The organism is Streptomyces sp. BBFR2, from assembly GCF_044497305.1.
Lineage (GTDB): Bacteria > Actinomycetota > Actinomycetes > Streptomycetales > Streptomycetaceae > Streptomyces.
The window spans coordinates 6,508,583-6,532,535 of sequence record NZ_CP172415.1 but is presented as its reverse complement, the minus strand read 5'-3'; the positions used below and the strand labels follow the sequence as shown (position 1 = coordinate 6,532,535).

Below are 23,953 nucleotides of genomic sequence, written 5' to 3'. Positions count from 1 at the left end.
CCACGCGTTTCCGCCGCCCCCGGGCGGCGTTCCACGGCCACCCTCATCAGCAGGAGAACCCGTCCTGATGGACACCTTCATCCAGCACGCCCGGGGCCACAGTGCCCGTATCGCCGATCGTGAGGAGGAGCGGGAGACGTACGGCAAGCTCGCCGCCGGACAGTCGCCGCTCGCCCTCTTCATCACCTGCTCCGACTCCCGGGTCATCCCGTCGCTGATCACCGGCGCGCGCCCGGGCGAACTCTTCGAACTGCGCACGGCGGGCAACGCCGTGCCCCTCTACTCCCCCGGCCGGGCGGCGAGTTCCGAAGCCGCCACGATCGAGTACGCCATGCGGGTGCTGAAGGTCGCCGACATCGTCGTCTGCGGCCACTCGCACTGCGGAGCGGTCGGCGCGAAGTCCCGCGGTGAGGATCTGACCTCGGCGCCGGACGTCCACGACTGGCTCAGCCAGGAACTCTCCGACTCCCTGCCCCACGACGCGGAACCGGCCGCGGCCAACGCCGTCCGCCGCCATGTCTGCGAACAGGTCGACCGGCTGCGCGCGTACCCGAGCGTGCGCGAACGGCTGGCGGACGACGCCGTCCGCCTGCACGGCTGGTTCTACGAGGTACACACCGGCCGGGTCACCGTGCACGACCCGGCGTCCGACTCGTTCCTCCCGCTGTGAAGGCGGTTCCACCCACCATGAATCGACTGATCGTGAACCGACTTCCGGCCTTCCGGGCGGACTTCGCCGCATCCCTCGTCGTCTTCCTCGTCGCCGTACCGCTCTGTGTGGGCGTCGCGGTGGCCTCCGGTGTCCCCGCCGAACTGGGCCTGGTCACCGGCATCGTCGGCGGTCTGCTGACGGGCCTGCTGCCCGGCAGCAGCCTCCAGGTCTCCGGCCCGGCGGCCGGTCTGACCGTCCTCGTGTACGAAGCGGTGCAGGAGTACGGGCTGGGGGCGCTGGGCGCCATCGTGCTGGCCGCCGGTGCGCTGCAGTTGCTGATGGGCGCGTTGCGGTGGGGGCGGTGGTTCCGGGCGATCTCGGTGGCCGTCGTCCAGGGCATGCTGGCCGGAATCGGCCTGGTGCTGATCGCCGGGCAGCTCTACACCCTCACCGACGCCAAGGCGCCCGGCAACGGGCTCGCCAACCTCGCCGGGCTGCCCCGCCTGGTCTGGGAGACCGCCGGGGACGGCGGCGCCGCCACCGCCTTCGCGGTCGGCGCGGGCACCATCGCCGTGCTGGTGCTGTGGCCGCGCTGGAAGCGGGCGGCGCGGGTGCTGCCGGCGCCGCTGGCCGCCGTACTGCTCGCCACCGCCACGGTGTTCGTGCTGGATCTGCCGGTGGCGCGGGTCGAGGTCAGCGGACTGCTGGCGGCGGTGCAGCCGCCCGGGTTCGCCGACATCGGCCGGCTGACCGAGCCGCTGGTGCTCGGCACGGTGCTGTCGTTCACCCTGATCGCGTCGGCGGAGTCGCTGTTCAGCGCGGCGGCGGTGGACCGGCTGCACGACGGCCCGAAGACCGACTACGACAAGGAGCTGATGGCGCAGGGCGCGGGCAACGCGGTGTGCGGCGTGCTCGGCGCGCTGCCGATGACCGCGGTGATCGTGCGGAGCGCCGCGAATGTGCAGGCGGGCGCCCGGACGAAGGCGTCGCGGGTGCTGCACGGCGTGTGGATCCTGCTGTTCGCGGCGGCGTTCCCGGCGGCGCTCGGCGTCGTACCGGTCGCGGCGCTGGCGGGTGTGCTGGTGCACGCCGGGTGGAAGCTGATCCCGCTGCGGGAGCTGGGGCCGCTGTGGCGTGAACACCGCGGTGAGGCACTGGTGTTGCTGGTCACGGCGGTGTCGATCGTCACGGTCAACATGTTCGAGGGCGTGCTGATCGGTCTGCTGCTGGCCGTCGCCAAGACCGCGTGGGACACCTCGAAGGTGCATCTGGAGATCGAGGTGCCGGAAGGGGACGCGCCGATCCGGGTGCGGGCCGTCGGCAACGCGACGTTCCTGCGGCTGCCGAAGCTGCTGGACGAGCTGGCGCAGCTGCCGCCGGAGCGCGAGGTCGAGCTGGACCTGACCGCGCTGCGCCATCTCGACCACGCCTGCGCCACCGCGCTGAACGCCTGGTCGGAGCAGCGCCGCCGGCCCCGTCCGGAGCCGGTCCTGGTGTCCTGAGGACGCGGTGATCTCCGGTGCCCCGGGCCTCCTCGCGGAGGTCCGGGGCACCGGTGTGTGCGGTCAGCCGCGCTCCGCGTCGACGGTGGTGAGCCGCGTGTACGCGGTCCGGTCGCGGCGGCGGATCCGCAGCGCCACGGCGGTCCCGGCGGCGCCGGCGAGGGGCAGCGGGGCGAGCAGGGCGGCGTTGACGCCGGGGGCGGCGCCGGTGAGCAGGGTGAAGTTCCGGCAGACCAGGACGGTCAGCGCGGTCAGCCCGGCGCACGCCACCAGCGGCGCGGCCACCACCCGCCACCGCGGCTGCCCGCGCCGCCCGCCCCGGAAGAAGCCGAACACCGCCGCCGCGGCGAGCGCCTGGAGCACCATCACGCCGACGATGCCGGTGCCGCTGGTCCACAGGAACGTCACGGCGTACGGGTCGGCGCCCGCGGCGACGGTGACGGCGACGGTCACCAGCGCGCACGCCGACTGGGCGAGGACGGCGGCGGCGGGCGCGCGGGTGCGGGCGGAGACGGTGCCGAGGCGGCGGGGCAGCAGTCCCTCGCGGCCGAGGGCGTAGCCGTAGCGGGTGGCGCCGTTGTGGAAGGCGAGGGTGGCGGCGAAGGCGCTGGTGACGAGGAGGAGCCGCATGGCGTCGGCGGCCCAGGCACCGGCGAAGCGGGTGGCGGCGGTGAAGAACATGTCGGTGCCGCCGGGCCCGCGCGCGACGTCCTGGGCGTGGTCGGCCCCGTAGGCGCTGATGACCAGCCAGGTGGTGAGCGTGTAGAAGAGCGCGAGGAAGGCGACGGCGAGGCAGGTGGCGCGCGGCACGGCGCGGGCCGCGTCGCGGGTCTCCTCGGCGTAGAGGGCGGTCGCCTCGAAGCCGATGAACGCGCCGATCGCGAGGACGAACATGCCGCCGACGCCGGGCCCGGTGAGACGGCCGGGTGTGAGGACGGTGAGGTCCGGTCCGGCCGGTCCGCCGCCGTGCGCGAGGATGCCGGTCTCCAGGACGAGGAGGATCAGCACCTCCAGGACGAGGGCGGCGCCGAGCACCTTGGCGCTGAGGGTGACCTTGAGGTAGCCGAGCACACCGATGGCGACGAGTCCGCCGAGCGCCCACAGCCACCAGGCGGTGCGGACCCCGGTGAGGTCGGCGAACGCGCCCGCCGTGAAGTGCCCGAACGCGGCGAGCAGCCCGACCTCCAGGGCGTTGTAGGCGAGCAGCGCGACGTAGGCGGCACCGGCGCCGGCCGGGCGGCCCAGCCCGCGGCCGATGTACGCGTAGAAGGCGCCGGCGTTGCGGACGTGCCGGCTCATCGCGGTGAAGCCGGCGGCGAAGACGGCCAGGAGCAGCCCGGCGACGAGGTAGCCGAGGGGCACGGCGGGGCCCGCCATGGCGATGGCGACGGGTGCGGCGCCCGCCATGACGGTGAGCGGCGCGGCCGCGGCGACCACGAAGAAGACGAGGTCGCCCGTCCCGATGGCGCCGCGTTCGAGGGTGGGTGCGGCCGCCGGTGCGGGGGCGGCGGTCTGCTGCGCGGACATGTGCGGTCCTCATCGGCGTCGGGGATCGGGCAGGGTGCGGGGCGACCGTACGGGCGCCGCGGTGGCGCGCGGAAGGGCGCCCGGCGGCGGACGAGGAGGCCACGGGGGGCGAGGGACGGGGGCGGGGCGGCACCGCGCGACCGGCCCGGTGCCCGGCGCCGACCCCCGGGGCGCGACACGACCGCCCGGTTCGGGAGTGAACGGCCGGGCGCCGGTGTTGAGTGGAACGCGCCGCCGTGCGGCGGTGCGAGTGACGGCAATGACGTGACAGCGACGAGACGAGGAGCCACCGATGCCTCTTGCGGGCGAGTACGAGCCGAGCCCCACGGAATGGGTGCGCAAGCAGGTCGAGGAGATCGAGAGTTCCGGCGGGACGAAGGGCACGACGATGCGCGGGATGCCGGTGGTGGTGTTGACCACCAAGGGCGCGAAGAGCGGGAAACTGCGCAAGTCGCCGGTGATGCGGGTGGAGCACGACGGCCGGTACGCGGCGGTCGCCTCGCTGGGCGGCGCGCCCCGGCACCCGGTCTGGTACCACAACCTGGTGGCCGATCCCCGGCTGGAGCTGCAGGACGGGCCGATGCGGCAGGACATGACGGCGCGTGAGGTGCACGGCGCGGAGAAGGCCGAGTGGTGGGCGCGGGCCGTGGCGGCCTTCCCCGACTACGCCGACTACCAGAAGAAGACCGACCGGACGATCCCGGTCTTCGTCCTGGAACCGGCCGAGCGACCGCACTGACCGGCCGGGCCGGCGGCGTCACAGGGCGACGAGGAGGACCTCCGTCGCCTTGACGCCCGTCCACACGGCGACGCCGTCGGCCAGTCCCAGTTCGGCGGCGGCCTGCGGGGTGACCTCGGCGATCAGCTCGGGGGCGTCCGGCGAGGTGATCCGCACCCGCAGCCGGCCACCCGCAGCGGTGATCTCCCGTACGGTGCCGGGCCAGACGTTACGGGGGCTGCCGCCGGGCCGTTCGCGGTGGACGGCGACGGCTTCCGGCGCGAGGATCGCGAGCGCCGCGGTGCCTTCGGGCAGCGGGTCGGCGGCGATGACGTGGCCGCCGCCGTCGGGGGCGAGGCCGTCGGCGGTGGCGGTTCCGGGCCAGGCGTTGCGGCCCAGCATCCGGGCGACCCACGGGGAGCGCGGGCCGCGGGTGACCTCGGCGGGCGGCGCGTCCTGGACGGTCCGGCCACCGTCGAGGACCAGCACCCGGTCGGCGAGCGACACCGCCTCCACCGGGTCGTGGGTGACGATCAGGCAGACGCCGCCGAAGCCCGCGAGGTGGCGGCGGAGGGTGTGGCGGACGTGGGCGCGGGTGGTCTGGTCGAGGGCGGCGAGCGGTTCGTCGAGGAGCAGCAGGCGGGGGCGGGCGGCCAGCGCGCGGGCGAGGGCGACGCGTTGGGCCTGGCCGCCGGAGAGCTGGCCGGGGCGGCGGTGGGCGAGCGCGCCGACGCCGAGCCGGTCGAGCCATTCCTGGGCGGCGCGGCGGGCGGCGGCGCGCGGGACGCCGTGGGCGCGCAGCCCGTAGGCGGTGTTGCTCAGGGCGCTGAGGTGCGGGAAGAGCGCGCCGTCCTGCGGGACCCAGGCGACGCCGCGGCGGTGCGGGGGCAGCGCGGTGGCGTCGCGGTCGCCGAGCCGCAGGTCGGCGCGGGCGCGCGGGGTGAGGCCGAGCAGGGCGCGCAGCAGGGTGGTCTTGCCCGCGCCGTTGGGTCCGACGACGGCGAGGGTGGTGCCGGGGGCGGCGTCGAGGGTGAGGGTGGTGAAGCCGGTGACGTCGGCGTGGAGGGCGTGGCGGTCCTCCGGTGCCGGGGGTGCGGCGGCGTCCTCGTGGCCGGTGTCCTGGGGGCCGTCGGGTGCGGCGGTGGCGCCCGGCCGGCCGGCGGGGGCGGGGCGGCGCGGTGTGCGGCGGGGGGTGCCCGCCCAGCGGCCGCGCAGGGCCACCAGGACGGCCATGGCGATGGCGAGGAGCAGCAGGGAGACCGAGGTGGCGGCCTCCGGGGAGTCCTGGAGCAGCAGGTAGACCTGGAGCGGCAGCGTCTGGGTGGTGCCGGGCAGGTTGCCGGCGAAGGTGATGGTGGCGCCGAATTCGCCGAGGGCGCGGGCCCAGGTCAGGGCGGCGCCCGCGGCGAGGCCCGGCGCGGTCATCGGGAGGGTGACGGTGACGAAGACGCGGAGCGGGGAGGCGCCGAGGGAGGCGGCGGTCTCCTCGTAGGCGGGGCGGAGTCCGGCGAGGGCACCTTCGAGGCTGATGACCAGGAACGGCATGGCGACGAAGGTGGCGGCGACGACCGCGCCGGAGGTGTGGAACGGCAGGGTCAGCCCGAAGGTGTCCTCCAGCCACGGGCCGAGCACCCCGCGGCGGCCGAAGCCGAGGAGCAGCGCGACGCCGCCGACGGTCGGCGGCAGCACCATCGGCAGCAGCACCAGCGAGCGCACCAGCGCCTTGCCGGGGAACGCGGTGCGCGCCAGCAGCCAGGCGAGCGGCACCCCGAGCAGCAGGGACAGCCCCAGCGCCCAGAAGGAGACCAGCAGCGAGAGCCGCAGCGCCTCGGTGACGCCGGGGCTGGTGAGGTGGGTGCCCAGCTCGCTCCAGGAGGTACGGGCGAGGATGCCGACGAGCGGCAGCAGCAGGAACGCCACGGCCAGCAGCGCGGGCACCGCCAGCGCCACGGGCGTACGCCCCCCGGACCACCGGGCCCGCGGGGGGCGGGGGCTTCTCATCGCGGCTCCTGTGCCATGGCGGTTCCTGTATGTCGGGGCGGGGCGGGTGCGGGCCGGTGCGCCGGGGCGGTGGCCGGTGGTACGGCGGCGCTCCGGGCCACCGGACCACCGCCGTACGGCCACGGGCGTGCGGGCCGGTGCGCCGGTGGTACGGCGTGCGGGCCGCGGGTCCGTGGCCGTACCGCCGCGGGGCCGCCGTCCGGGCGGGCCGGGGCCCGCTCGTCACCGTGTCACGGAGTGGCCGGTCCCGGCGCCGGGACCGGCCGGGGCCGGTGCGCGGCGCGGATCACGGCTGCTGGAAACCGGCCTTGCGGAGGATCCGCTGTGCCTCGGGCATACCGAGCCACTTCACGAACGCGGCGGCGTCCGCGGCGTGCCGGGAGGACTTGAGGGTGGCGGCGGGGTAGTCGGCGACGGCGTTCTGCGCGTCGGGGACGGTGATGGCGTCGACCTTGCCGGGTGCGGTGGCCGCGTCCGTCCGGTACACGATCCCGGCGTCCGCCTCGCCGAGTTCGACCTTGCTGAGCACGGCGCGGACGTTGGGCTCCTGCGAGACCGGCCTGACCGTCAGATGCTGCTTGCCGAGCACCTGCTCGCTGTAGCGCCCGACGGGCACCTCGGCGGCGGCGAGGACCACCTTCACGTCGGGGCCGGTGAGGTCCTTCAGCGTGTGGACCTTCTTCGGGTTGCCCTTGCCTACGGCGATGACCAGGCGGTTCTTGGCGATGACGGTGGGCTTGCCGGTGTCGGCGCGCAGCCCGTCCATGGTCTTGGTGTCGGCGGTGACCAGCGCGTCGGCGGGCGCGCCCTGCCGTACCTGGGCGGCCAGTTCCTGCGAACCGGCGAAGGAGAAGCGCACCTCGGTGCCGGGGTGCGCCTTCTCGTACGCCGCGCCCGCCGTCTTGAAGACATCGGTGAGGGAGGCGGCGGCGAGGACCGTCAGTTCGGTGGCGGCGCCCTTGGTGTCCTTGCCGCGGTTCTCCTTGTCGTTGCCGCCGCAGGCGGCGAGCGGGACGAGCAGGGCGGCGGTCACGAGCGCGGCGGCGCGGCGGCGGGTCACGGCGTGCGGCATGGCGGGCTCCTTCGGGGCGGGGCGGGGCGGTCCGGGCGGGCGGGGCGGGAGCGCGGCTCAGGCGCGGTCGATGTGCACGCTGGTCGCCTTGACCCGGGCGGTGGCCTCCGTGCCGACCTCCAGGCCGAGTTCCTCGACGGCTTCCCGGGTGAGCAGGGACACCAGGCGGTGCGGTCCGGCCTGGATCTCCACCTGGGCCGCCACATCGCCGAGGGTGACGGCGGTGACGATGCCGGGGAAGGCGTTGCGGGCGGAGGTGTAGGACCCCTCCTCGCCCGCGTCGCCGCGGCCGATCTCGACGGCGAAGGCGGCGAGGTCCTTGCCGTCGATGACGCGGCGGCCGTTCTCGTCGCGGTGGGTGGCGACCCGTCCGGCGTCGGCCCAACGGCGCGCGGTGTCCGGGCTGACGCCCAGCAACCGCGCGGCCCGGCTGAGGGTGTAGGGATGCATGTGCGGAAAGATATGCGGGATTCTGACGCATCTGCAATCCCTTCGGGTGATCATCCGGTGCAGCCGCGAGGCGCGCCGGAGCTTCCTCCGGGCACGGTCGGGTGGCCGTCGGGCGGCCCGCGGGCGAGGCGTCCCGCAGCCCCGTCCGCAGGCCCGTTCTCCGTGCCGTACGGTCCCGGCGCCGCGTACGCGCCGATGCCCGGACGCCGATGTCTCGAAGCGGACCGGCCGGCCCTGAACGGCTCCGCGCGGGGCCCGCGTCACCCACCGACGGGCACGCCTCCGGGTGCGGCCCTTCCCGGAAGGGGCGCCGAGATAGCGGCCGCCCCAGGGCAGGGGCTTCGAGATGGGCGCCCCCACCCTCGCCAACAAGCCCGGCAGCAGGCATTTCTGACGGCACGTCACCCGATCGCCTCGGGGTGGGCCACCGGCGCCCCGCCCGACAGGAAGGGCGCCGGTGGCCCACCGCCCCCACCCTGACGCGGCGTCGCCCCGCGCTCTCCCGGGAAACCCCCACCCCTCCACAGGTGACCGCACATGACCCTTTCTTCCGATTGCGGCGGATTAAAGGTGATGTAAGAGTTAAGTCACTGCCGTAGAAGGAGATGATCCCATGACCACGGATCGCACAGCTTCGGTCAAGTCGGCGACCCTCGCCGTCGAGGTCGAGGACCTGCTGGACTCCACCGAACCGAACGGCGCCTTCCGGGACACCCGTGAGTGTGCCGGGGCGGCCCTGCTCGCCGGCCTCCTGCTCGCGTCGCCCCCCACCCCCCGTCCCAAGCCGGACCCGCGCTGAAAGGTAGTGCGTTGGTAGATCAGGCCGAGGGTTCCGGAGCCCTGAGAACCGTGATCGCCGATGCCGCATCAGGGGTCGCCCTCGCCCTCCGGGGCGAGGGCGGCCCTTATGCGCTCTCCCGCGTCCTCGGACCGGGCGACGCGCTGGCACCGGCCGCCGTCCGTGTCCTGGGCGCCGACGCGCTCGCGCCGTACGCGGTGGACGACCGCACCCCGGCGGCGGACCCCGCGGACCGGGACGTCGTACGAGCGGCGCTGGCGGCCTTTCCGCCGGGGGCCGACGCCTCGGCGGTCTCGGTCTGGAGCTACCGGGGCCTGGTCGAGGCGTCCCACGCGTTCCTGCCCGGCGGGACGGAGACCTGGCCGCAGGCGCCGGACGCCGCGTCGGGCTGGATCGACACCGACCCCTGGCCCAAGCTCGCCCACCGCGCCTCCCAACTGGCCGCGCTGGCACTGCCGGGCCTCTCCCCCGCCCTCGCCGACGCGCTGACCACCCGTACCGACGATCTCGCCCGCGGCTTCGTCCGCGCGGTGCGCCGCCGGGACTGGCTCCAGGCGGCGGGGCTCGGGCGCTGGTTGGCCCGGCTGCCCGGGGTCCCCTCCACGCTCGGGCTGGACGCCGGACTCACCTTCATCGGCCACATGGGCGGCGACGACGCCCGGGTGGCCCTGCATCTCGTCGCCGCCCGGTGCTTCTACGGGCGGGGGGAGTGAGCGGCCCGCCGCCCGCGGCGGCCGACCCCGACCTGCTGGACTCCGTCGTCGCCGGCGCGCTGGACTGGCTCGGCGCCCACCGCGACCGCTTCCGGCTGCCCGCCGACGTCGCCACCGACGCCGACCCGAACCTCACCCTCAAACCCCTGGGCGAACTGGCCGAACTCACCCAGTTGATCCACGCCCGGCACCCGCGCGCGGAGGTGCGCGAGCGGGCCGGCGAACTCTTCTCGTTCACCTGGGAGGAGTTCGGATACGGCGCGCTCCACGCGGAGCTGGTGCGCGGGGAGCCGCAGGCGGCGTACCCGGTGGAGCTGTACGGCGTCTTCGCCCGCGCCGGGCTGCGCCATCCGGAGGCCGACGCGCTGCTCGCGACCGTCACCGGGCTGCGCGGCTGGCGGGTGGCGGGCGGCGACCACACCCGGACGCTCAGCGTCCTCAACGCCGAACGGCGCATCGGGCTGCCGCTCCACGCCGACCCCGACGCGGTGTTCGCCCTGACCGGTCTGGGGGTCCGCGCCGAGCCCTGGCTGCTGGACCGCCGGGCCGCGTACGGCATCACCCACGACGTCTTCCACCGCACCGACTGGGGGCGCGCCCGCCACCGGATGCCCGCACCGCTCGCCGCCTATCTGCGGCTGTGGCTGCCCTGCTGGCTGGAGGGCGAGCTGGAGCGGGAACTGTGGGATCTGGCGGGCGAACTCCTCGCCGTCGGCGGATGCCTGCCCGAGCCCTGGTGCCCGGCGGACGCCTGGCACCGGCTGGCCGCGGCGCAGCGGCCGGACGGCGGGGTGCCGGAGACCGGCGATCCGGCGCAGTTCCCGTACGGGGACGATCCGTTCCTCCTCTGTTATCACTCCACCCTGGTGACCGCGTTCGCCGCCACGCTCGCCCGCGCCGGTACGGACGCCGCCCCCGACGACCTTCCCCACGCGGCTTCGGGCCGGGAGAGCGAGGCAGCACCGTGATCGTGACGGCCGCGCCACCGGCGCTGCTGCACGGGGTCGGCGACCGGGCCCTGACCTGGCTCGACGACCACCGTGAGCACTTCCGGCTGACATCCGAGGACCGCGCCACCAACCGCGCGCTGCTGGAACGGCTCAAGCCGGTCGGCGAGTTGGTGATCAACATGCAGGTGCTGTTCCGGGAGGGCGTGGCCGGCTCGCGGCAACGGGCCCGCGCCGGACGGCTGCTGGACTTCGCCTGGCGCGAACTGCTCGACGGCGGCAACATCCTCGCCGGGCTCCAGCACGACGAGCCGTTCTCCCCCGTCCCGCTGGAGATCTACGGCAGCTTCCACGAGCTGGGCCACCGCCATCCGGAGCTGGAACGCGCGATCGCCACGGCCCGGCAGACGCTCGGCTGGTCGGCGCTGGAGATGGTGCCCAACCGGCGCCTGGGCGTCCTCAACGCCGAACGCAAACTCGGGCTGACACCGAGCGGCGACATCGGCCGGGCGCTGTCCCGCACCTGGCTGGCGCAGCTCCCCGAGCCGTGGACGGTGCAGTTGCACACCGCGTACGACGTGACGCACACCGTCTTCCACCTCACCAACTGGGGTGCCGCCCCCGGCCGGATCCCGCCGAAGATCGCCGACTACCTCACCCGCTACCTCCCCGCGTGGCTGGAGGACTGGGCGGACCTGGGCCACTGGGACCTGCTGGGCGAACTCCTCGTCGTCGACGCGTGTCTGCCGCGGCCGTCGCTGGACGCGGGGGTGTGGGAGCGGTTCGCGGCGGCGCAGGACGCGAGCGGGGCGATGCCGCTCCAGCGGGAGATGCCGGACGGTGACGCCGATACGGTCTTCGACACCGTCCACCATCCGACGCTGGTCGCCGCGTTCGCCTCCGCGATGGCGACCTCGCGGGCCCTGTCGGACGCCCGGTGACGGCGGCGGACCGGGCGGCGGACGCCGTCGCCGCCATCGACGCGCCGGACGTGGTCGTCGCCGTCACCCGCCGCGGCGTCCGCACCGTCCTGACCGGCGGCACCGCCCCGCCCCCGCCCGCAGGCCGCCACGCGCTGCGCTACGAACTCGGCTCGCTCAGCAAGACGTTCACGGTCCTGCTGCTCGCGGCGCTCGCCGGCGACGGGGCGGTCGGCACCGATGACCGGCTCACTGCCCACCTGCCCCGCCCCGCGCCGCCGCACCGCACCGCGCACCGCATCACCCTGCGCCATCTGGCCACCCACACCTCCGGGCTGCCGCGCATCCCGCGCGAGATGGTGCCCGGCGCGCTGCTCCAGCCGTACGCCAACGGCTACCACGGCTACGGCACCGAACGGCTGCTGCACGCCTTCGCCCGCACCCGGCCCCGGCCGCCCGGGACCCGCTGGCACTACTCCAACTTCGGCCTGGCGCTGCTGGGCTGCGCGCTGGCCCGCGCCACCGGCACCGCCTTCCCCGCCCTGCTGACCCGCCGGGTGCTGGTCCCGCTCGGGCTGACCGGGACCGCGCTGGAGCCCGGCACCACCGGGACCGACGCGCTCGGGCACCGGGCCGACGGGCACACGCCCGTACCGGCCGGTTCGATGGGCGCGTTCGCCCCGGCGGCGGCGGTCCGCGCCACCCCCGGCGATCTGCTCACCTTCCTGGAGGCGCATCTGGACCCCGGTGCGACACCGCTGGCCGGGGCGGTGCGGGCGGTGCAGGTACCGCAACTGCGGCACGGCGCCGGGCGCGTGCACACCCACACGCTGACGTGGTTCCGGCACCCGGCGCCGGGCGGCCCGCTCCTGTTCCACATGGGGGCGACGTTCGGGCAGCAGTCGTTCATCGGGTTCCATCCGGCCAGCGGCACGGGCGTGGCCGCGCTCGCCACCCGGCGCGGCCGCGCCTGCCGCCTGACGAGCACCGCGTACGAGCTGCTGTACGCGCTGTGCGGCGACGCGGCCGGGGGCTGAGCGGACGTCAGCCGCTCAGCCCGAGTTCGTCCGGGCCCAGGGAGCGGAAGTGCCGGGCGACCTCGCCGTCGGTGACGTCCGCCAGGTGCGCGGGCGACCAGCGGGGCGCGCGGTCCTTGTCGACGATGCGGGCGCGGATGCCCTCCACCAGGTCGGGCGAGGCGAGCGCCGCGGAGGCGATGCGGAAGTCCTGGTCGAGGACGCGCTCCAGCGAGCCTAGGCGCGGCACCCGGCGCAGCGCGGCGAGGGTGACCTTCAGCGACGTCGGCGAGAGTTCCAGCAGGCTCTGCGCGGCGCTCTTCGCCGCGGGCTCCCCGCTGTGCTCCAGCCGGTCGACGATCTCCTCGACGGTGTCGGCGGCGTAGCAGGCGTCGATCCAGCCGCGGTGGGCGGCGAGCGGGGCCTCGGGCGCGGGCTCGGCGTACCGCGCCACGGCCCCGGCCACGTCGCCGGTGGCGAGGGCGGCGGCCAGCTCCGGCAGCCGGGCGGCGGGCACGTAGTGGTCGGCGAGGCCGCACAGCAGGGCGTCACCGGCGGTCATCGGGGCGCCGGTGAGGGCGAGGTGGGTGCCGAGTTCGCCGGGGGCGGCGGCCAGCAGATGGAGTCCGCCGACGTCGGGCACGAAGCCGATGGCGGTCTCCGGCATGGCGACACGGGAGCGTTCGGTGACGATCCGGACGCCGCCGTGCGCGGAGACGCCGACGCCGCCGCCCATCACGATGCCGTCCATGAACGCCACGAACGGTTTGGGATAGCGGGCGATCTCCGCGTTGAGGTGGTACTCGGCGCGCCAGAAGGCGCGGGTGGCGGCGGTGTCGCCGTCCCGGACGTCGTCGTGGATGGCGCGGATGTCGCCGCCCGCGCACAGCCCGCGCTCGCCCGCCCCGGAGAGCACCACGGTGGCGACGGCGGGATCGTCCCGCCAGGCGTCGAGCGCGGCGGACAGGTGCCGCACCATGCCGTGGGTGAGGGAGTTGAGCGCCCGGGGCCGGTTGAGAACGAGGTGTCCGGCGTGGCCCTCGGTGCGGCGCAGTACGGAGTCGTCGGCGGTGGTCATCGGGCGTCTCCGGTGCGCTGCGGGGTGGTGAACGGCATCTTCTCGTCGGTCCTTTTCAGCGGTACGGCGCCCGCGGGCCGCGGGCGGTCGGTGACGCCCCCACTCCATCAGACGGCGCGCGTCCACGGGCGGGTGCGGGCGGGATTCCCGGCCCGGGCGGCGCCGGATGTCCGTGACGGTGCGGTACCGGAGGCCGTGCGCGGCCCGGTCCGGCGGCACCACGCCCGCCCCCTGATCCCCCAAATCCGGCCATTTGGGGCTGGGTTAAACTGCCGGGGCCGACAACGCACTGTTGTGCGGCCGTCACCCGTTCCGCGGTGAGCGGCCGTACGTTCCGGGACGAACGGGAGGAACGGACATGCCGACCACCGCCCCGTCCCCCGCCGTTCCCGCCGCGCACCCCGCCTCCGGTGACCGTCCGTACGGTGCCGCCTGCGACGCGATCCGGCCGCGCCGGGTCCGGCGGACCGCCGCGCACGCCCACGGCTTCGTCCCGCACCGCAGGCCCCGCCTCGCTCCCTGCGCGCGCAGCGGTATTCCCGATATGTCCTGCGCCGGCTGACACCACGTCACCGCCTCGGGGCCCCCTTCGCCCGGCCCCGGTCACCGGCGCCGGATGCTGCACAATGCCTGACCAGTGACGGCCGGTCGTACCGGTCCGTCCGGCCAGGGGCCTCGCACGCCCGCACGCTGCACGCACCCCCGCAGGGAGCACCTCCATGGAGCCATCGGCCCACGTCGGCAAGACCGCCCTCCCCGGGGTCGGGACCCGCTACGACCTCGACACCGAGGGCGGCCGGCACGTCTCGGTCGTCGTCCACCAGGACGGCCGCCGCATCCTCGCCTTCCACGACCCGCGGGACGAGGAGAGCTGCCAGGACTCCGTCGCGCTCGCCCCGCAGGAGGCGGGCGCACTGTCCAAACTCCTCTTCCCCGACCCCGTCGCCCACCTCCACCAGCACCGGGAGATCGACCTGGTCACCGAGCACATCCCGGTCACCAAACGCTCCCCGTACGCCGGGCGGACCCTGGGGGCCACCGCGGCCCGCACCCGTACCGGCGCGTCCATCGTCGCCGTTCTGCGCCGTACCGACGCCGTGCCCTCGCCCACCCCGGACTTCCGTTTCGCGATCGGCGACACCCTCGTCGTGGTCGGCACCCGGGAAGGCGTGGACGCCGTCGCCGCATTGATCACCGGAGGGTAACCGCCCGTGCACGACACCACCGCGCTGCTCATCGAACTCGGGGCCATCATCCTCGGCCTGGGCATACTCGGCCGGCTCGCGGGGCGGGTGGGATTCTCACCGATTCCGCTCTACCTGCTCGCCGGACTCGCCTTCGGCCACGGGGGGCTGCTGCCGCTCAACGCCAGTGAGGAATTCGTCTCCACCGGCGCCGAGATCGGCGTCATCCTGCTGCTGCTCCTGCTGGGCCTGGAGTACAGCGCCTCGGAGCTGGTCACCAACCTCAAGACGCAATATCCCTCCGGGATCGTCGACTTCGCGCTGAACGCCGTGCCGGGCGCGGTGGCCGCGCTGGTGCTCGGGTGGGGGCCGGTGGCCGCGGTGGCGCTGGCCGGTGTCACCTGGATCTCGTCGTCGGGGGTGATCGCCAAGGTGCTCGGCGACCTCGGGCGGCTGGGCAACCGCGAGACGCCGGTGATCCTCGGCGTCCTCGTCATCGAGGACCTGGCGATGGCGGTCTATCTGCCGCTGCTGACCGCGCTGCTGGCCGGCCTGAGCCTGGCGGGCGGCAGCCTGACCCTGCTGATCTCGCTCGGTACCGTCGGCGCGGTCCTGTATGTGGCGCTGCGGCACGGCAGACTCATCAGCCGGGCGGTCTCCTCGGACAACCCGGAGATGCTGCTGCTGGTGGTGCTGGGCCTGACGGTGCTGGTCGCCGGGGTGGCGCAGCAGTTGCAGGTGTCGGCGGCGGTCGGCGCGTTCCTCGTCGGCATCGCGCTCTCCGGTGAGGTGGCCGAGGGCGCGCACCATCTGCTGGCGCCGATGCGGGACCTGTTCGCCGCGGTGTTCTTCGTCTTCTTCGGCCTCAACACCGATCCGGCGGCGATCCCGCCGGTGCTCGTCCCGGCGCTGATCCTGGCCGTGATCACCGCCGGCACCAAGATCGCCACCGGGTGGTTCGCGGCCCGCCGCGCCGGGGTGCGTACGGCGGGACGCTGGCGGACCGGCGGCACGCTGGTGGCCCGCGGTGAGTTCTCCATCGTCATCGCCGGGCTCGCGGTCGGTGTCGAGCCCCGCATCGGCCCGCTGGCCACCGCGTACGTGTTGATCCTGGTGATCCTCGGACCGCTGGCCGCCCGCTTCACCGAGCCGGTGGCGCGCCGCGCGACCCGGCTGCTGGGCCGCGCCCCGGCCACGGCGGGCGCCCCTGCCGCGCCCGCCGCACCGGGCCCCGCGCCGGCCGAGGAGTCCCCGGTCGCCCCGGGTGACACCGCCCGCACCGGCGGCTGACCGCGTCCACGGGACACGACGGCGGCCGGTGCCCGCGAGGGACACCGGCCGCCGTGCCGTCCGCACGGTCACCAGCCGTGCGCGCGGATCAGCCGTGGCGCCGGCCTCTGCCGGACACCGCGACGCAGACCAGCCCGAGCAGGCACGTCAGAGCGCCGATGACGGCGTTGGTCCAGATCACGCCCCGGTCCGGGCCACTGCCGACGATCCAGGGCGCGATGATCATCCAGATGCCCATGGCGCACATCGCCCAGCTCAGTCCGTACATCCGGGCGGGCCGGACGGTGAAGCCGAGGCCCAGCGCGACGATGGCGACGCCCATGATCAGGTTGTGGGTCATCAGCGCCGGCTGGCTCGCGGTGAAGTGCACGATCCACGGTGAGACCGCGCAGAACAGACCGACGAGGAAGACCGGCCCGTCCACGAGAGCCACGTCATGCCCGCCGAGCACCCGCTCGTACCGGGCCTGCATCTCCGAAACATCGGGGTGACCTGCGAGATCTCCCCTGTGGTGTGAGACGTCGGCCATGCGACTCGCCTCCTTCGTCCGCAAGCCTGGCCGTATCGCGGTGGAGCACCGCACCTCTCCATTCTGCACTTATGTCGCCTTTATGTGTAGTGGGGCGGTACGCGACTTCCGCCGGAGGGTGCGGCGGCCGCGCCGTCCCCGCGGCGGCCGAGGACGACGAGCCGCCCGGTCGCCCGCGTCATCGCGACGTACCGGTCGACCGCCCCCGCGGTGCCCGTGCCGAACGCCTCCGGATCGACGAGGACCACCAGGTCGAATTCGAGGCCCTTCGCCAGCTCCGGGGTGAGCGACCGCACCCGGGGCACCGGACGGAACCCCGGATCGCCGATGACACAGGCGATCCCGTCCTCCTGCCCGGCGAGCCAGGCGTCCAGCACCGCGTCCCGCTCCGTGACCGGGCCGTACATGACGGGGACGCCGCCGCGGCGGACGGACACCGGCACATTGGCGTCCGGCAGCGCCGCGCGGATGACCGTCTCCGCCTCCGCCATGACCTCCTGCGGCGTGCGGTAGTTGATGCCCAGTGAGGCGACGTCGATCCGGTCCAGGCCGATCCGCTCCAGCCGCTCCCGCCACGACTCGGTGAAGCCGCGCCGGGCCTGGGCGCGGTCCCCGACGAGGGTGAAGCTCCGCGACGGGCAGCGCGAGAGCAGCATCTGCCACTCCGCGTCGGTCAGTTCCTGGGCCTCGTCCACCACGATGTGCGCGAACGGCCCGGCGAACGGATCCGCCTCCCCGGCCGGCGACGCCCCCTCGTCGGCCAGGCGTTCTCGCAGGTCCTGGTGGCGCAGCATGGTCACCGCGCCCTCGCCGTCGGCATCGGCCGCGACGATGTGGTCGATGACGTCGGCCATCCGGGCCCGCTCGGCGGCCGCCACCGCCGCCCGCCGCCGCGCGCGGGGCGCCGCCTCCGGGTCGCCGAGCCGCCGCCGCGCCGCGTCCAGCAGCGGCAGATCGGCCACCGTCCAGGCCGATCCCTCCGCGCGCCGGAGCCTTCGGACGTCGTCCGGGGTCAGCCACGGCGCGCACATCCGCAGGTACGCGGGGACCGCCCACAGGTCGCCGACCAGCTCGGCGGCGTCCAGCGTCGGCCAGGCGCGGTGGAGGTCCCGCAGCAGCTCCCGGTCCCGCCGCAGCTCCCGGCCGAACTCCTCGGCCGGCACCGCCGCGCCGTGCTTGTCCCGCAGGATCGCGACCAGCTCCTCCCAGATCGCCTCCCGCGCCTCGTTGTGCGGGGTGCCCGGCGGTACCGCGCCGAACGCCTCCGCCCAGTCGGCGGGACTCAGCCACACCTCACCCCACTCCGTGGTGACCTCCCTCCCCTCGGCGGGCGGCTCCTCGTAGAGCCGGACCGCCTTCTCGATCACACGCACCATCCCCACGGACGCCTTCAGCCGCGCCGCCTCCGGATCGGCCTCCGGCACCGCCGCGGCCCCCTCGGGGACGAGATCGCGCACCGTGCAGGTCCGTACGCCCTCCTCACCGAGGCCGGGCAGGACGTCGGCGACGTACGCGAGATACGGCTGGTGCGGGCCGACGAAGAGCACGCCGCCCCGGCGGTGCCCCAGACGGGGATCGGCGTACAGGAGGTGGGCGGTGCGGTGCAGGGCGACGACGGTCTTGCCGGTGCCCGGACCGCCGTCGACGACGAGCGCGCCCCGGGAGTCCGCCCGGATGATGGCGGACTGATCGGCCTGGAGGGTGGCGAGCACATCCCGCATCCGGGCCGACCGGCTGCCGCCCAGACTCGCGAGGAAGGCGGACTGGTCGTCGAGGGCGGCGTGCCCGTCGAGCCCGTCGGCGGTGAACACCTCGTCCCAGTAGTCGCCGACGCGGCCGCCGGTCCAGCGGTATCTGCGGCGGCTGACCAGCCCCATCGGGTCGGCGTGGGTCGCGGCGAAGAACGGCTCGGCCGCGGGCGAACGCCAGTCGATCAGCAGCCGGCGCCCGGCACCGTCGGTGAGGCCGAGCCGCCCGATGTACACCGGCTCGGGGTCGTCCGCGGCGACCATCCGCCCCAGGCAGAGGTCGAGGCCGAAGCGGCGCAGGGTGCGCAGCCGGCCGGTCAGCCGGTGGACCTCCTGATCCCGCTCCATCGCCGCCCGCCCCACGCCGCCCGGCCCCTTCTGTACGTCGGCGAGCCGGCCGGACAGTTCGGCGACCGACCGCTCCAGACTCTCCGCGAGGGCGGCGAAGTGCCGCTCGTCCCCGGCGATCAGCCCCGGATCGGCCTTGGCCGCAAGCCGCCCGGAAAGGTCGAACACGCTGGTCAGCGGCTTCATCCCCGCACCTCCGCCCCTGCTTGGGACACGACGCCGACCGGCGCGCCCACCCGGCCCGCGGCCCCCGCCGACGGCCCGCCGCCCCCGTACCTCCCGTGAACCGCCAACACCGCACACACCTCGTAGCTCTCCTCTTCCGCACCATCTCGGGCCCAGGCCCTACCGCTCCCTCCCCTCCCCTCGCCACCCACCGGAGCAGGACGTACCGGGATGAACCGGCCGCACCACGACGGGCGCGTCCGGGGCGACAAGGGAGACAGGAAGTGCGGCGACAGGGCCTGGGCCCGAGATTGTGCGGCACCAGGGGGGCCTTGCCGCAAGGCCCCCCGTCAGCTATACGTTGAGAGTGGCAAGGAGGCGGTGACCTCCTTGCCTCTGGTTTTTCCGCCGCCGTTCCGCCCTCGCCGGACGGCACCCGGCAACACGAAGCGGCGCCCCGTCCCCTGGACGAGGGCGCCGCTTTCCGGTGGAGCCGCCGGGCATCCGCGGCGGGCGTCAGGTGCCCGCGTGCCGCCCCAGGTAGACGAGCAGGGCGAGGAAGCCCGCCACGAGATGGCCCACGGCTATGTAGAGCAGGACCTGACGGGTCGTCGGGTGCGATTTGTGCCCGGAGAGCAGCGCGAGGACGCGCGGCGGAGCCGACGGCCGGACCAGCGGACGGCCGATGGGCCGACCGGTGCGCCGCCCGGTCGGCACGGCACGCCGGCGCACCCCGCAGCGCGCCGCGGTCCGCCCGCCGGCCGGACGCCACGGACAGGGGCGCCGCCCCCGGGACGCGACCGCGCCCTCGTCGTACGGATGGTGGTGCGGGCCGGTGCACGGGCGGCGGGCGTCCGGGGTGCCGGTGACCGGCAGGCAGGTGCGCGAGTGGACCGCGCGCCACGGCGGAGGCCCCTTCCGCCGTGCGGCGCCGGGCACGGCGCTCACCCGGCGAGGCCGCCGGACGGCCTGCCCCGGTCGCGGTGGCACGCGGGCCGTACCCGGCGTGCCACCTGGGCCGGCCGCCACGCGGCGCCCCCGGCCGCGCCCCACGGCGCCATGCCGGCGGCGCGCGCCCGGCGCCGCACCCCGCTCATCCCCATGCCGCTCACACCCGCTCCGCTCCCTGCCGCTCCACTCATGACGCCTCCCGGACGCGGGGCGGCTGCGCCGCCACCCGCTCCTCGGCCACCCGCAGCGGTTCCGCGGGGAGTTCACCGCGACCGGTCAGCACCACGGGAAGGGTCCGGCGGGCGGCGCCCAGCAGCCCGGGGACGTCGCCGCCGGTCAGCTCGTAGACGACGGTGGTGCCGGTGCGGGTGGCGGTGACGATGCCGGAGCGGCGCAGGACCGCGAGCTGCTGGGAGAGCGCCGCCGGTCCGACGCCGATCGCGCCACGCAGTTTCCGTACCGGCAACGGGCCCTCCTGGAGCAACTCCAGCACCCGGATGCGCACCGGGTGGCCGAGTACCCGGAAGAACGCGGCCTTCGCCTCGTACAGCGGTATTGCGGTGTCGTTCATCCGCGCGCTCCCGCCGCGGCGGGGGGTCGTACGGGGTGCGGGGCCCGCGCCGTGCGGCACCGGGCGCCCGGGGTCCGTCCCTCTGCCGCTCCGGCCCATCCGCCCACGTACGCCTCCACTCACGGTCCGCCGACAACCGCACCCACTGTTGAATTGCAGACTTCTGCAACTGTAGACGACATCCGGCCGTCCGTGGGCGGGCAGGGGCCGACCGGGACGGCTTTCCGGCGGGGGACATCCGACACATCGAGCATGTTCACGGCACCCGCCGGGGCGCGCCGACGGGACATGCGCCCGCACGCCGGAGGAATCACCGCTCCCCCGCCGCCCGCACCCCGGGAACGGACCGGCCGAAGATCGCCTTGACACCCCGCACTCCCCTCTCCCGTCGCCCCGCTCACGGGCCCGTGCGGCACGGTCCGGGTGCGCGCCCCGGGCCGTTCGCCCGCTGTCGCCGTCCGGCGTCACGCCCGTCCGGCTGTGGGCCGCCTGCCCGGCACGGCGGAATGTCAACCGCGACGCGCGCGGGAACGTATCTTCTGCGCGTCACCGGCGCAGGCGCATCTGAGGCGGTACCGGCGCCGCGCCCGCAACCCGGCGACGGGTCGGCTGGTTGAGTCCGGTCATGGACGCCAAGCAGAACGCCGGTCCCCCCTTCCGGCGCCGCGCTCTCCCCCCGTCATCACCCGTGGCCCCGACGCCGCAGGCCAGGCGCCGGGAGGAGGCCACCCCGATCTTCGATCAGCTACTGCGGGAGTGGCGCTCCGGCGTGCCGCTCCCCGTCGCCCGCCCCGCGGCCGACGCCACGCCGCCCCCCGGGGACCCCCGCCCGCCCGGCACCACGGACGAGGAACCCGTCATCCCCCGCTCCCGCCGCCACGACCCGCCGCCGAAGGGGACGGGCGGGGGCACCGGGAGCTGAGACGGGGCGGGGTGACGGCGCTTCAGCCCCGCCCCGTCGGGGCGCGCACCCGCCGCGGCGGATGCGCGCCGGGCCCTCACGCGGGAAGCTGCGCCTCGAGTGCCGCGATGACCTCCGGCGCGTCCGGTTCCGTCTTCGGGGCGAAGCGGGCGGCCACCGAGCCGTCGGGGGCGATCAGGAACTTCTCGAAGTTCCAGCGGATGTCGCCGGTGTAGCCCTCCGCGTCCGGCGCGTCGGTGAGCTGTGTGTACAGGGCGTGCCGCGCGTCGCCGTTGACGTCGATCTTCTCGGTCATCGGGAAGGTGACGCCGTACGTCGCGGAGCAGAACTGCGCGATCTCCTCGGCGGTGCCGGGCTCCTGGCCCATGAACTGGTTGCAGGGCACGCCGAGGACGGTGAAGCCGCGCGAGGCGTAGCGGGCGTGCAGTCGCTCCAGTGCGGAGTACTGCGGGGTGAGGCCGCACTTGGAGGCGACGTTGACGACGAGTACGGCCTTGCCGCGGTACTGGGCGAGGTCGGCCGGTCCGCCCTGGAGGGCGTCGATTTCCACGGTGTGAACAGACATGGCAAGGGAGCGTAGCCGCCTCCGCGCCCGGGGGCGGCACCCCGTCCGCGCCGTGTCCGCCGGGCCGCTCCCCGCCGGGCCGTACGACCGGGCAGCCCGCCGGGCGGATCGCCGCCCCTTGACCTCAACAATGCTTGAGGTTCTAGGTTTCCGTTCTGCCGCCGTACCGCGGCGCCTTGAGGTACCGATGACAGGAGACCGCGATGGACATGGAAGTCACCGCCTGGCACGCACTGCACGGCACGGCCAACGCGCAGCAGGGCAGCCGGCGCCTGTCGCGCGCCACGCCGCGCCGGATCGCCGCCTTCGCCCGGCCGCACCGGCGCCGCCTGGTGTGGTTCCTCGTCCTGAGCACCGTCACGGCGGCGGGGGCGGTGGTGACGCCGCTGCTCGCCGGGCGGGTCGTCGACGCGATCGTCCACCACGGATCCAGCGGGCTCGTCCTCGGGATCGCCGGACTGATCGCGGGGATCGCGCTCGCCGAGGCGGGGCTGGGGATGCTCACCCGGTGGCTGTCGGCGAGCATCGGCGAGGGGCTGATCCTGGATCTGCGGACCACCGTCTACGACCACGTGCAGCGGATGCCGGTCGCGTTCTTCACCCGGACCCGGACCGGCGCGCTCGTCAGCCGGCTCAACAACGATGTGATCGGCGCGCAGCGGGCGTTCAGCGACACCCTCTCCGGCGTCGTCAGCAATCTTGTGACGCTGCTGCTGACCCTCGTGGTGATGCTGGGCCTGTCCTGGCAGATCACGCTGATCGCGCTGGCGTTGCTGCCGGTGTTCGTGCTGCCCGCCCGCCGGGTGGGGCGGCGGCTGGCCGCGCTGCGCCGGGAGGGCGCCGACCACAACGCCGCGATGGGCACCCGGATGACCGAGCGGTTCTCCGCGCCCGGCGCCACCCTCGTCAAGCTGATGGGGCGGCCGGCCCATGAGTCGGCCGAGTTCGCCGAACGGGCCGCGCGGGTCCGGGACATCGGGGTGCGCACCGCGATGGTCCAGACGTCCTTCGTCACCGCCCTCACCCTCGTCTCCGCGCTGGCGCTGGCCGTCGTCTACGGGCTCGGCGGCCATCTGGCGCTGCGCGGCAGCCTGGAGCCGGGCGCGGTCGTCTCCCTGGCGCTGCTGCTGACCCGGCTCTACGCGCCGCTGACCGCGCTGTCCGGTGCGCACATCGAGGTGATGAGCGCGCTGGTCAGCTTCGAGCGGGTCTTCGAGGTGCTCGACCTGGAGCCGCTGATCACGCAGAAGCCGGACGCCCGCGCCGTCCCCGAGGGCCCGGTGTCCGTCGAGTTCGACGCCGTGCGCTTCGGCTACCCGTCCGCCGACAAGGTCTCGCTCGCCTCCCTGGAGGAGGTCGCCACCCTCGACACCCGCGGCGGCGAACGCGTCCTGCACGACATCTCCTTCCGCGCCGAGCCGGGCCGGATGGTCGCCCTCGTCGGCTCCTCGGGCGCCGGGAAGTCGACCATCGCGCAGTTGCTGCCGCGGCTGTACGACGCGGACACCGGGGCGGTGCGGATCGGCGGGGTCGACGTCCGGGACCTGACCGCCGAGTCGCTGCGCGACACGCTCGGCATGGTCACCCAGGACGGCCACCTCTTCCACGCCACGATCCGGGAGAACCTGCTGCTCGCCCGGTACGACGCGGCCGAGGACGACCTGTGGGACGCGCTGCGCCGGGCCCGGCTGGCGGAGCTGATCCGGTCGCTGCCGGACGGTCTCGACACCGTCGTCGGCGAGCGCGGCTACCGCCTCTCCGGGGGTGAGCGGCAGCGGCTGACCATCGCCCGGCTGCTGCTCGCCCGGCCGCGGGTGGTGATCCTCGACGAGGCCACCGCCCATCTGGACAACAGCTCGGAGGCGGCGGTGCAGGAAGCCCTCACCGAGGCGCTGGCGGGCCGTACGTCCGTGGTCATCGCGCACCGGCTGTCCACGGTCCGCGCCGCCGACGAGATCCTGGTGGTCGAGGGCGGACGCATCGTCGAACGCGGCACCCACGACACGCTGCTCGCCGCGGACGGGCGCTACGCCGAGTTGTACCGCACCCAGTTCGCCGACGGCTCCGGCACACCGCGCGCCACCGGGCCCGCCGGGGAGTCCGCGCTGGTGGGCTGAGCTGACCGCACGCCGCGCCCCCGTTCCGCGGGGCGCGGCGTTCGGCCGCTCAGCCGCCCGCGGGCCCCCGGAACGGTGGGCATCGCCGCCGCCCCCTGTCCGCACCGCCCCGAAGCGCGCAGACTGGCCGCGTCGCCCGCCGCCGAAGCGGGCCCGGACGGCATCGCC

The 23,953-nt window shown here is 75.1% G+C and carries 23 protein-coding genes; 13 read left to right on the top strand and 10 right to left on the bottom strand.

Annotated elements, in window-relative coordinates; genetic code table 11:
* Nucleotides 1–67 precede the first annotated feature (67 nt).
* Together ACGH2B_RS26915 and ACGH2B_RS26910 are read left to right on the top strand one after the other, a co-directional pair.
* Nucleotides 68–670 carry a carbonic anhydrase gene (locus tag ACGH2B_RS26915; protein WP_399095129.1) on the top strand — a complete coding sequence of 201 codons (603 nt, stop codon included), beginning with the start codon at nucleotides 68–70 and terminating at the stop codon, nucleotides 668–670.
* A gap of 32 nt (nucleotides 671–702) precedes the next feature.
* Nucleotides 703–2,154, top strand: a complete 1,452-nt coding sequence (locus tag ACGH2B_RS26910; protein ID WP_399095126.1) for a SulP family inorganic anion transporter — start codon at nucleotides 703–705, stop codon at nucleotides 2,152–2,154.
* Between the two features lie 63 nt (nucleotides 2,155–2,217).
* On the opposite strand, the gene ACGH2B_RS26905 is transcribed toward ACGH2B_RS26910, so the two are convergent.
* Nucleotides 2,218–3,681 carry an APC family permease gene (locus ACGH2B_RS26905; protein WP_399095123.1) on the bottom strand — a complete coding sequence of 488 codons (1,464 nt, stop codon included), beginning with the start codon at nucleotides 3,679–3,681 and terminating at the stop codon, nucleotides 2,218–2,220.
* A gap of 292 nt (nucleotides 3,682–3,973) precedes the next feature.
* On the opposite strand from ACGH2B_RS26905, the gene ACGH2B_RS26900 reads away from it, so the two are divergent.
* Entirely contained in the window at nucleotides 3,974–4,420 is a 447-nt protein-coding gene (locus ACGH2B_RS26900; RefSeq protein ID WP_399095120.1) for a nitroreductase family deazaflavin-dependent oxidoreductase, read from the top strand.
* Nucleotides 4,421–4,438: 18 nt separating this feature from the next.
* Here ACGH2B_RS26900 and ACGH2B_RS26895 read toward each other — a convergent pair whose 3' ends face one another.
* The 3 genes from ACGH2B_RS26895 to ACGH2B_RS26885 all read right to left on the bottom strand — a co-directional run bounded on the left by ACGH2B_RS26895 (nucleotide 4,439) and on the right by ACGH2B_RS26885 (nucleotide 7,922).
* On the bottom strand, nucleotides 4,439–6,400 hold the full coding sequence (locus ACGH2B_RS26895) for an ABC transporter permease (protein ID WP_399095117.1): 1,962 nt from the start codon (nucleotides 6,398–6,400) through the stop codon (nucleotides 4,439–4,441).
* A gap of 286 nt (nucleotides 6,401–6,686) precedes the next feature.
* Nucleotides 6,687–7,472 carry a molybdate ABC transporter substrate-binding protein gene (modA, locus tag ACGH2B_RS26890; RefSeq protein WP_399095114.1) on the bottom strand — a complete coding sequence of 262 codons (786 nt, stop codon included), beginning with the start codon at nucleotides 7,470–7,472 and terminating at the stop codon, nucleotides 6,687–6,689.
* Nucleotides 7,473–7,529: 57 nt separating this feature from the next.
* On the bottom strand, nucleotides 7,530–7,922 hold the full coding sequence (locus ACGH2B_RS26885; RefSeq protein WP_399095111.1) for a molybdopterin-binding protein: 393 nt from the start codon (nucleotides 7,920–7,922) through the stop codon (nucleotides 7,530–7,532).
* A 613-nt stretch (nucleotides 7,923–8,535) separates the two neighbouring features.
* Here ACGH2B_RS26885 and ACGH2B_RS26880 point away from each other — a divergent pair.
* The 5 genes from ACGH2B_RS26880 to ACGH2B_RS26860 are packed head-to-tail and all read left to right on the top strand — an operon-like array spanning nucleotide 8,536 to nucleotide 12,338.
* Nucleotides 8,536–8,721 carry a hypothetical protein gene (locus tag ACGH2B_RS26880; RefSeq protein ID WP_399095109.1) on the top strand — a complete coding sequence of 62 codons (186 nt, stop codon included), beginning with the start codon at nucleotides 8,536–8,538 and terminating at the stop codon, nucleotides 8,719–8,721.
* 50 nt (nucleotides 8,722–8,771) lie between these two features.
* On the top strand, nucleotides 8,772–9,434 hold the full coding sequence (locus tag ACGH2B_RS26875; protein ID WP_399095106.1) for a hypothetical protein: 663 nt from the start codon (nucleotides 8,772–8,774) through the stop codon (nucleotides 9,432–9,434).
* Nucleotides 9,431–10,402, top strand: a complete 972-nt coding sequence (locus ACGH2B_RS26870; RefSeq protein ID WP_399095103.1) for a DUF6895 family protein — start codon at nucleotides 9,431–9,433, stop codon at nucleotides 10,400–10,402. Before ACGH2B_RS26875 ends, ACGH2B_RS26870 begins: the two co-directional genes overlap by 4 nt.
* Complete coding sequence (locus tag ACGH2B_RS26865) at nucleotides 10,399–11,322, top strand: DUF6895 family protein (RefSeq protein WP_399095100.1); 924 nt, start codon at nucleotides 10,399–10,401, stop codon at nucleotides 11,320–11,322. The genes ACGH2B_RS26870 and ACGH2B_RS26865 overlap by 4 nt, the downstream gene beginning before the upstream one ends.
* Nucleotides 11,319–12,338 carry a serine hydrolase domain-containing protein gene (locus ACGH2B_RS26860; protein ID WP_399095097.1) on the top strand — a complete coding sequence of 340 codons (1,020 nt, stop codon included), beginning with the start codon at nucleotides 11,319–11,321 and terminating at the stop codon, nucleotides 12,336–12,338. Before ACGH2B_RS26865 ends, ACGH2B_RS26860 begins: the two co-directional genes overlap by 4 nt.
* A gap of 7 nt (nucleotides 12,339–12,345) precedes the next feature.
* Here the strand turns inward: ACGH2B_RS26860 and ACGH2B_RS26855 are convergent, their stop codons facing one another.
* Nucleotides 12,346–13,395 (bottom strand): enoyl-CoA hydratase/isomerase family protein, encoded by a 1,050-nt coding sequence (locus tag ACGH2B_RS26855; protein ID WP_399095094.1) that lies wholly within the window; start codon nucleotides 13,393–13,395, stop codon nucleotides 12,346–12,348.
* 358 nt (nucleotides 13,396–13,753) lie between these two features.
* Between ACGH2B_RS26855 and ACGH2B_RS26850 the strand changes: the two genes are divergently transcribed.
* From ACGH2B_RS26850 to ACGH2B_RS26840, 3 genes are all read left to right on the top strand, one after another.
* Entirely contained in the window at nucleotides 13,754–13,957 is a 204-nt protein-coding gene (locus ACGH2B_RS26850; RefSeq protein ID WP_399095091.1) for a hypothetical protein, read from the top strand.
* Between the two features lie 157 nt (nucleotides 13,958–14,114).
* Nucleotides 14,115–14,600: a cation:proton antiporter regulatory subunit gene (locus tag ACGH2B_RS26845; protein WP_399095088.1), complete on the top strand. Its 486-nt coding sequence runs from the start codon at nucleotides 14,115–14,117 to the stop codon at nucleotides 14,598–14,600.
* 6 nt (nucleotides 14,601–14,606) lie between these two features.
* Nucleotides 14,607–15,869, top strand: a complete 1,263-nt coding sequence (locus ACGH2B_RS26840) for a cation:proton antiporter (protein WP_399095085.1) — start codon at nucleotides 14,607–14,609, stop codon at nucleotides 15,867–15,869.
* A gap of 88 nt (nucleotides 15,870–15,957) precedes the next feature.
* Here ACGH2B_RS26840 and ACGH2B_RS26835 read toward each other — a convergent pair whose 3' ends face one another.
* The 4 genes from ACGH2B_RS26835 to ACGH2B_RS26820 form a co-directional block, all read right to left on the bottom strand.
* A complete protein-coding gene (locus ACGH2B_RS26835; RefSeq protein ID WP_399095083.1) occupies nucleotides 15,958–16,398 on the bottom strand; it encodes an SPW repeat protein in 441 nt (146 codons plus the stop codon).
* Nucleotides 16,399–16,478: 80 nt separating this feature from the next.
* Entirely contained in the window at nucleotides 16,479–18,680 is a 2,202-nt protein-coding gene (gene helR / locus ACGH2B_RS26830) for an RNA polymerase recycling motor ATPase HelR (RefSeq protein ID WP_399095080.1), read from the bottom strand.
* A gap of 495 nt (nucleotides 18,681–19,175) precedes the next feature.
* A complete protein-coding gene (locus tag ACGH2B_RS26825; RefSeq protein ID WP_399095077.1) occupies nucleotides 19,176–19,607 on the bottom strand; it encodes a DUF6126 family protein in 432 nt (143 codons plus the stop codon).
* A 190-nt stretch (nucleotides 19,608–19,797) separates the two neighbouring features.
* On the bottom strand, nucleotides 19,798–20,181 hold the full coding sequence (locus tag ACGH2B_RS26820; RefSeq protein ID WP_399095074.1) for an ArsR/SmtB family transcription factor: 384 nt from the start codon (nucleotides 20,179–20,181) through the stop codon (nucleotides 19,798–19,800).
* Between the two features lie 625 nt (nucleotides 20,182–20,806).
* Between ACGH2B_RS26820 and ACGH2B_RS26815 the strand changes: the two genes are divergently transcribed.
* Nucleotides 20,807–21,103, top strand: a complete 297-nt coding sequence (locus ACGH2B_RS26815; protein WP_399095071.1) for a hypothetical protein — start codon at nucleotides 20,807–20,809, stop codon at nucleotides 21,101–21,103.
* 76 nt (nucleotides 21,104–21,179) lie between these two features.
* Here the strand turns inward: ACGH2B_RS26815 and ACGH2B_RS26810 are convergent, their stop codons facing one another.
* A complete protein-coding gene (locus ACGH2B_RS26810; RefSeq protein WP_399095068.1) occupies nucleotides 21,180–21,668 on the bottom strand; it encodes a glutathione peroxidase in 489 nt (162 codons plus the stop codon).
* Nucleotides 21,669–21,871: 203 nt separating this feature from the next.
* Here ACGH2B_RS26810 and ACGH2B_RS26805 point away from each other — a divergent pair, with 203 nt between their 5' ends.
* Nucleotides 21,872–23,785 carry an ABC transporter ATP-binding protein gene (locus ACGH2B_RS26805; RefSeq protein ID WP_399095065.1) on the top strand — a complete coding sequence of 638 codons (1,914 nt, stop codon included), beginning with the start codon at nucleotides 21,872–21,874 and terminating at the stop codon, nucleotides 23,783–23,785.
* Nucleotides 23,786–23,953: the final 168 nt, after the last annotated feature.

Coding starts and splice junctions, on each gene's coding strand:
- ACGH2B_RS26915 (WP_399095129.1), top strand. CDS start 68: ATGGACACCTTCATCCAGCACGCCCGGGGCCACAGTGCCCGTATCGCC.
- ACGH2B_RS26905 (WP_399095123.1), bottom strand. CDS start 3,681: ATGTCCGCGCAGCAGACCGCCGCCCCCGCACCGGCGGCCGCACCCACC.
- ACGH2B_RS26900 (WP_399095120.1), top strand. CDS start 3,974: ATGCCTCTTGCGGGCGAGTACGAGCCGAGCCCCACGGAATGGGTGCGC.
- ACGH2B_RS26895 (WP_399095117.1), bottom strand. CDS start 6,400: ATGAGAAGCCCCCGCCCCCCGCGGGCCCGGTGGTCCGGGGGGCGTACG.
- modA (WP_399095114.1), bottom strand. CDS start 7,472: ATGCCGCACGCCGTGACCCGCCGCCGCGCCGCCGCGCTCGTGACCGCC.
- ACGH2B_RS26885 (WP_399095111.1), bottom strand. CDS start 7,922: ATGCATCCCTACACCCTCAGCCGGGCCGCGCGGTTGCTGGGCGTCAGC.
- ACGH2B_RS26880 (WP_399095109.1), top strand. CDS start 8,536: ATGACCACGGATCGCACAGCTTCGGTCAAGTCGGCGACCCTCGCCGTC.
- ACGH2B_RS26855 (WP_399095094.1), bottom strand. CDS start 13,395: ATGACCACCGCCGACGACTCCGTACTGCGCCGCACCGAGGGCCACGCC.
- ACGH2B_RS26850 (WP_399095091.1), top strand. CDS start 13,754: ATGCCGACCACCGCCCCGTCCCCCGCCGTTCCCGCCGCGCACCCCGCC.
- ACGH2B_RS26845 (WP_399095088.1), top strand. CDS start 14,115: ATGGAGCCATCGGCCCACGTCGGCAAGACCGCCCTCCCCGGGGTCGGG.
- ACGH2B_RS26835 (WP_399095083.1), bottom strand. CDS start 16,398: ATGGCCGACGTCTCACACCACAGGGGAGATCTCGCAGGTCACCCCGAT.
- helR (WP_399095080.1), bottom strand. CDS start 18,680: ATGAAGCCGCTGACCAGCGTGTTCGACCTTTCCGGGCGGCTTGCGGCC.
- ACGH2B_RS26820 (WP_399095074.1), bottom strand. CDS start 20,181: ATGAACGACACCGCAATACCGCTGTACGAGGCGAAGGCCGCGTTCTTC.
- ACGH2B_RS26815 (WP_399095071.1), top strand. CDS start 20,807: ATGGACGCCAAGCAGAACGCCGGTCCCCCCTTCCGGCGCCGCGCTCTC.
- ACGH2B_RS26810 (WP_399095068.1), bottom strand. CDS start 21,668: ATGTCTGTTCACACCGTGGAAATCGACGCCCTCCAGGGCGGACCGGCC.
- ACGH2B_RS26805 (WP_399095065.1), top strand. CDS start 21,872: ATGGACATGGAAGTCACCGCCTGGCACGCACTGCACGGCACGGCCAAC.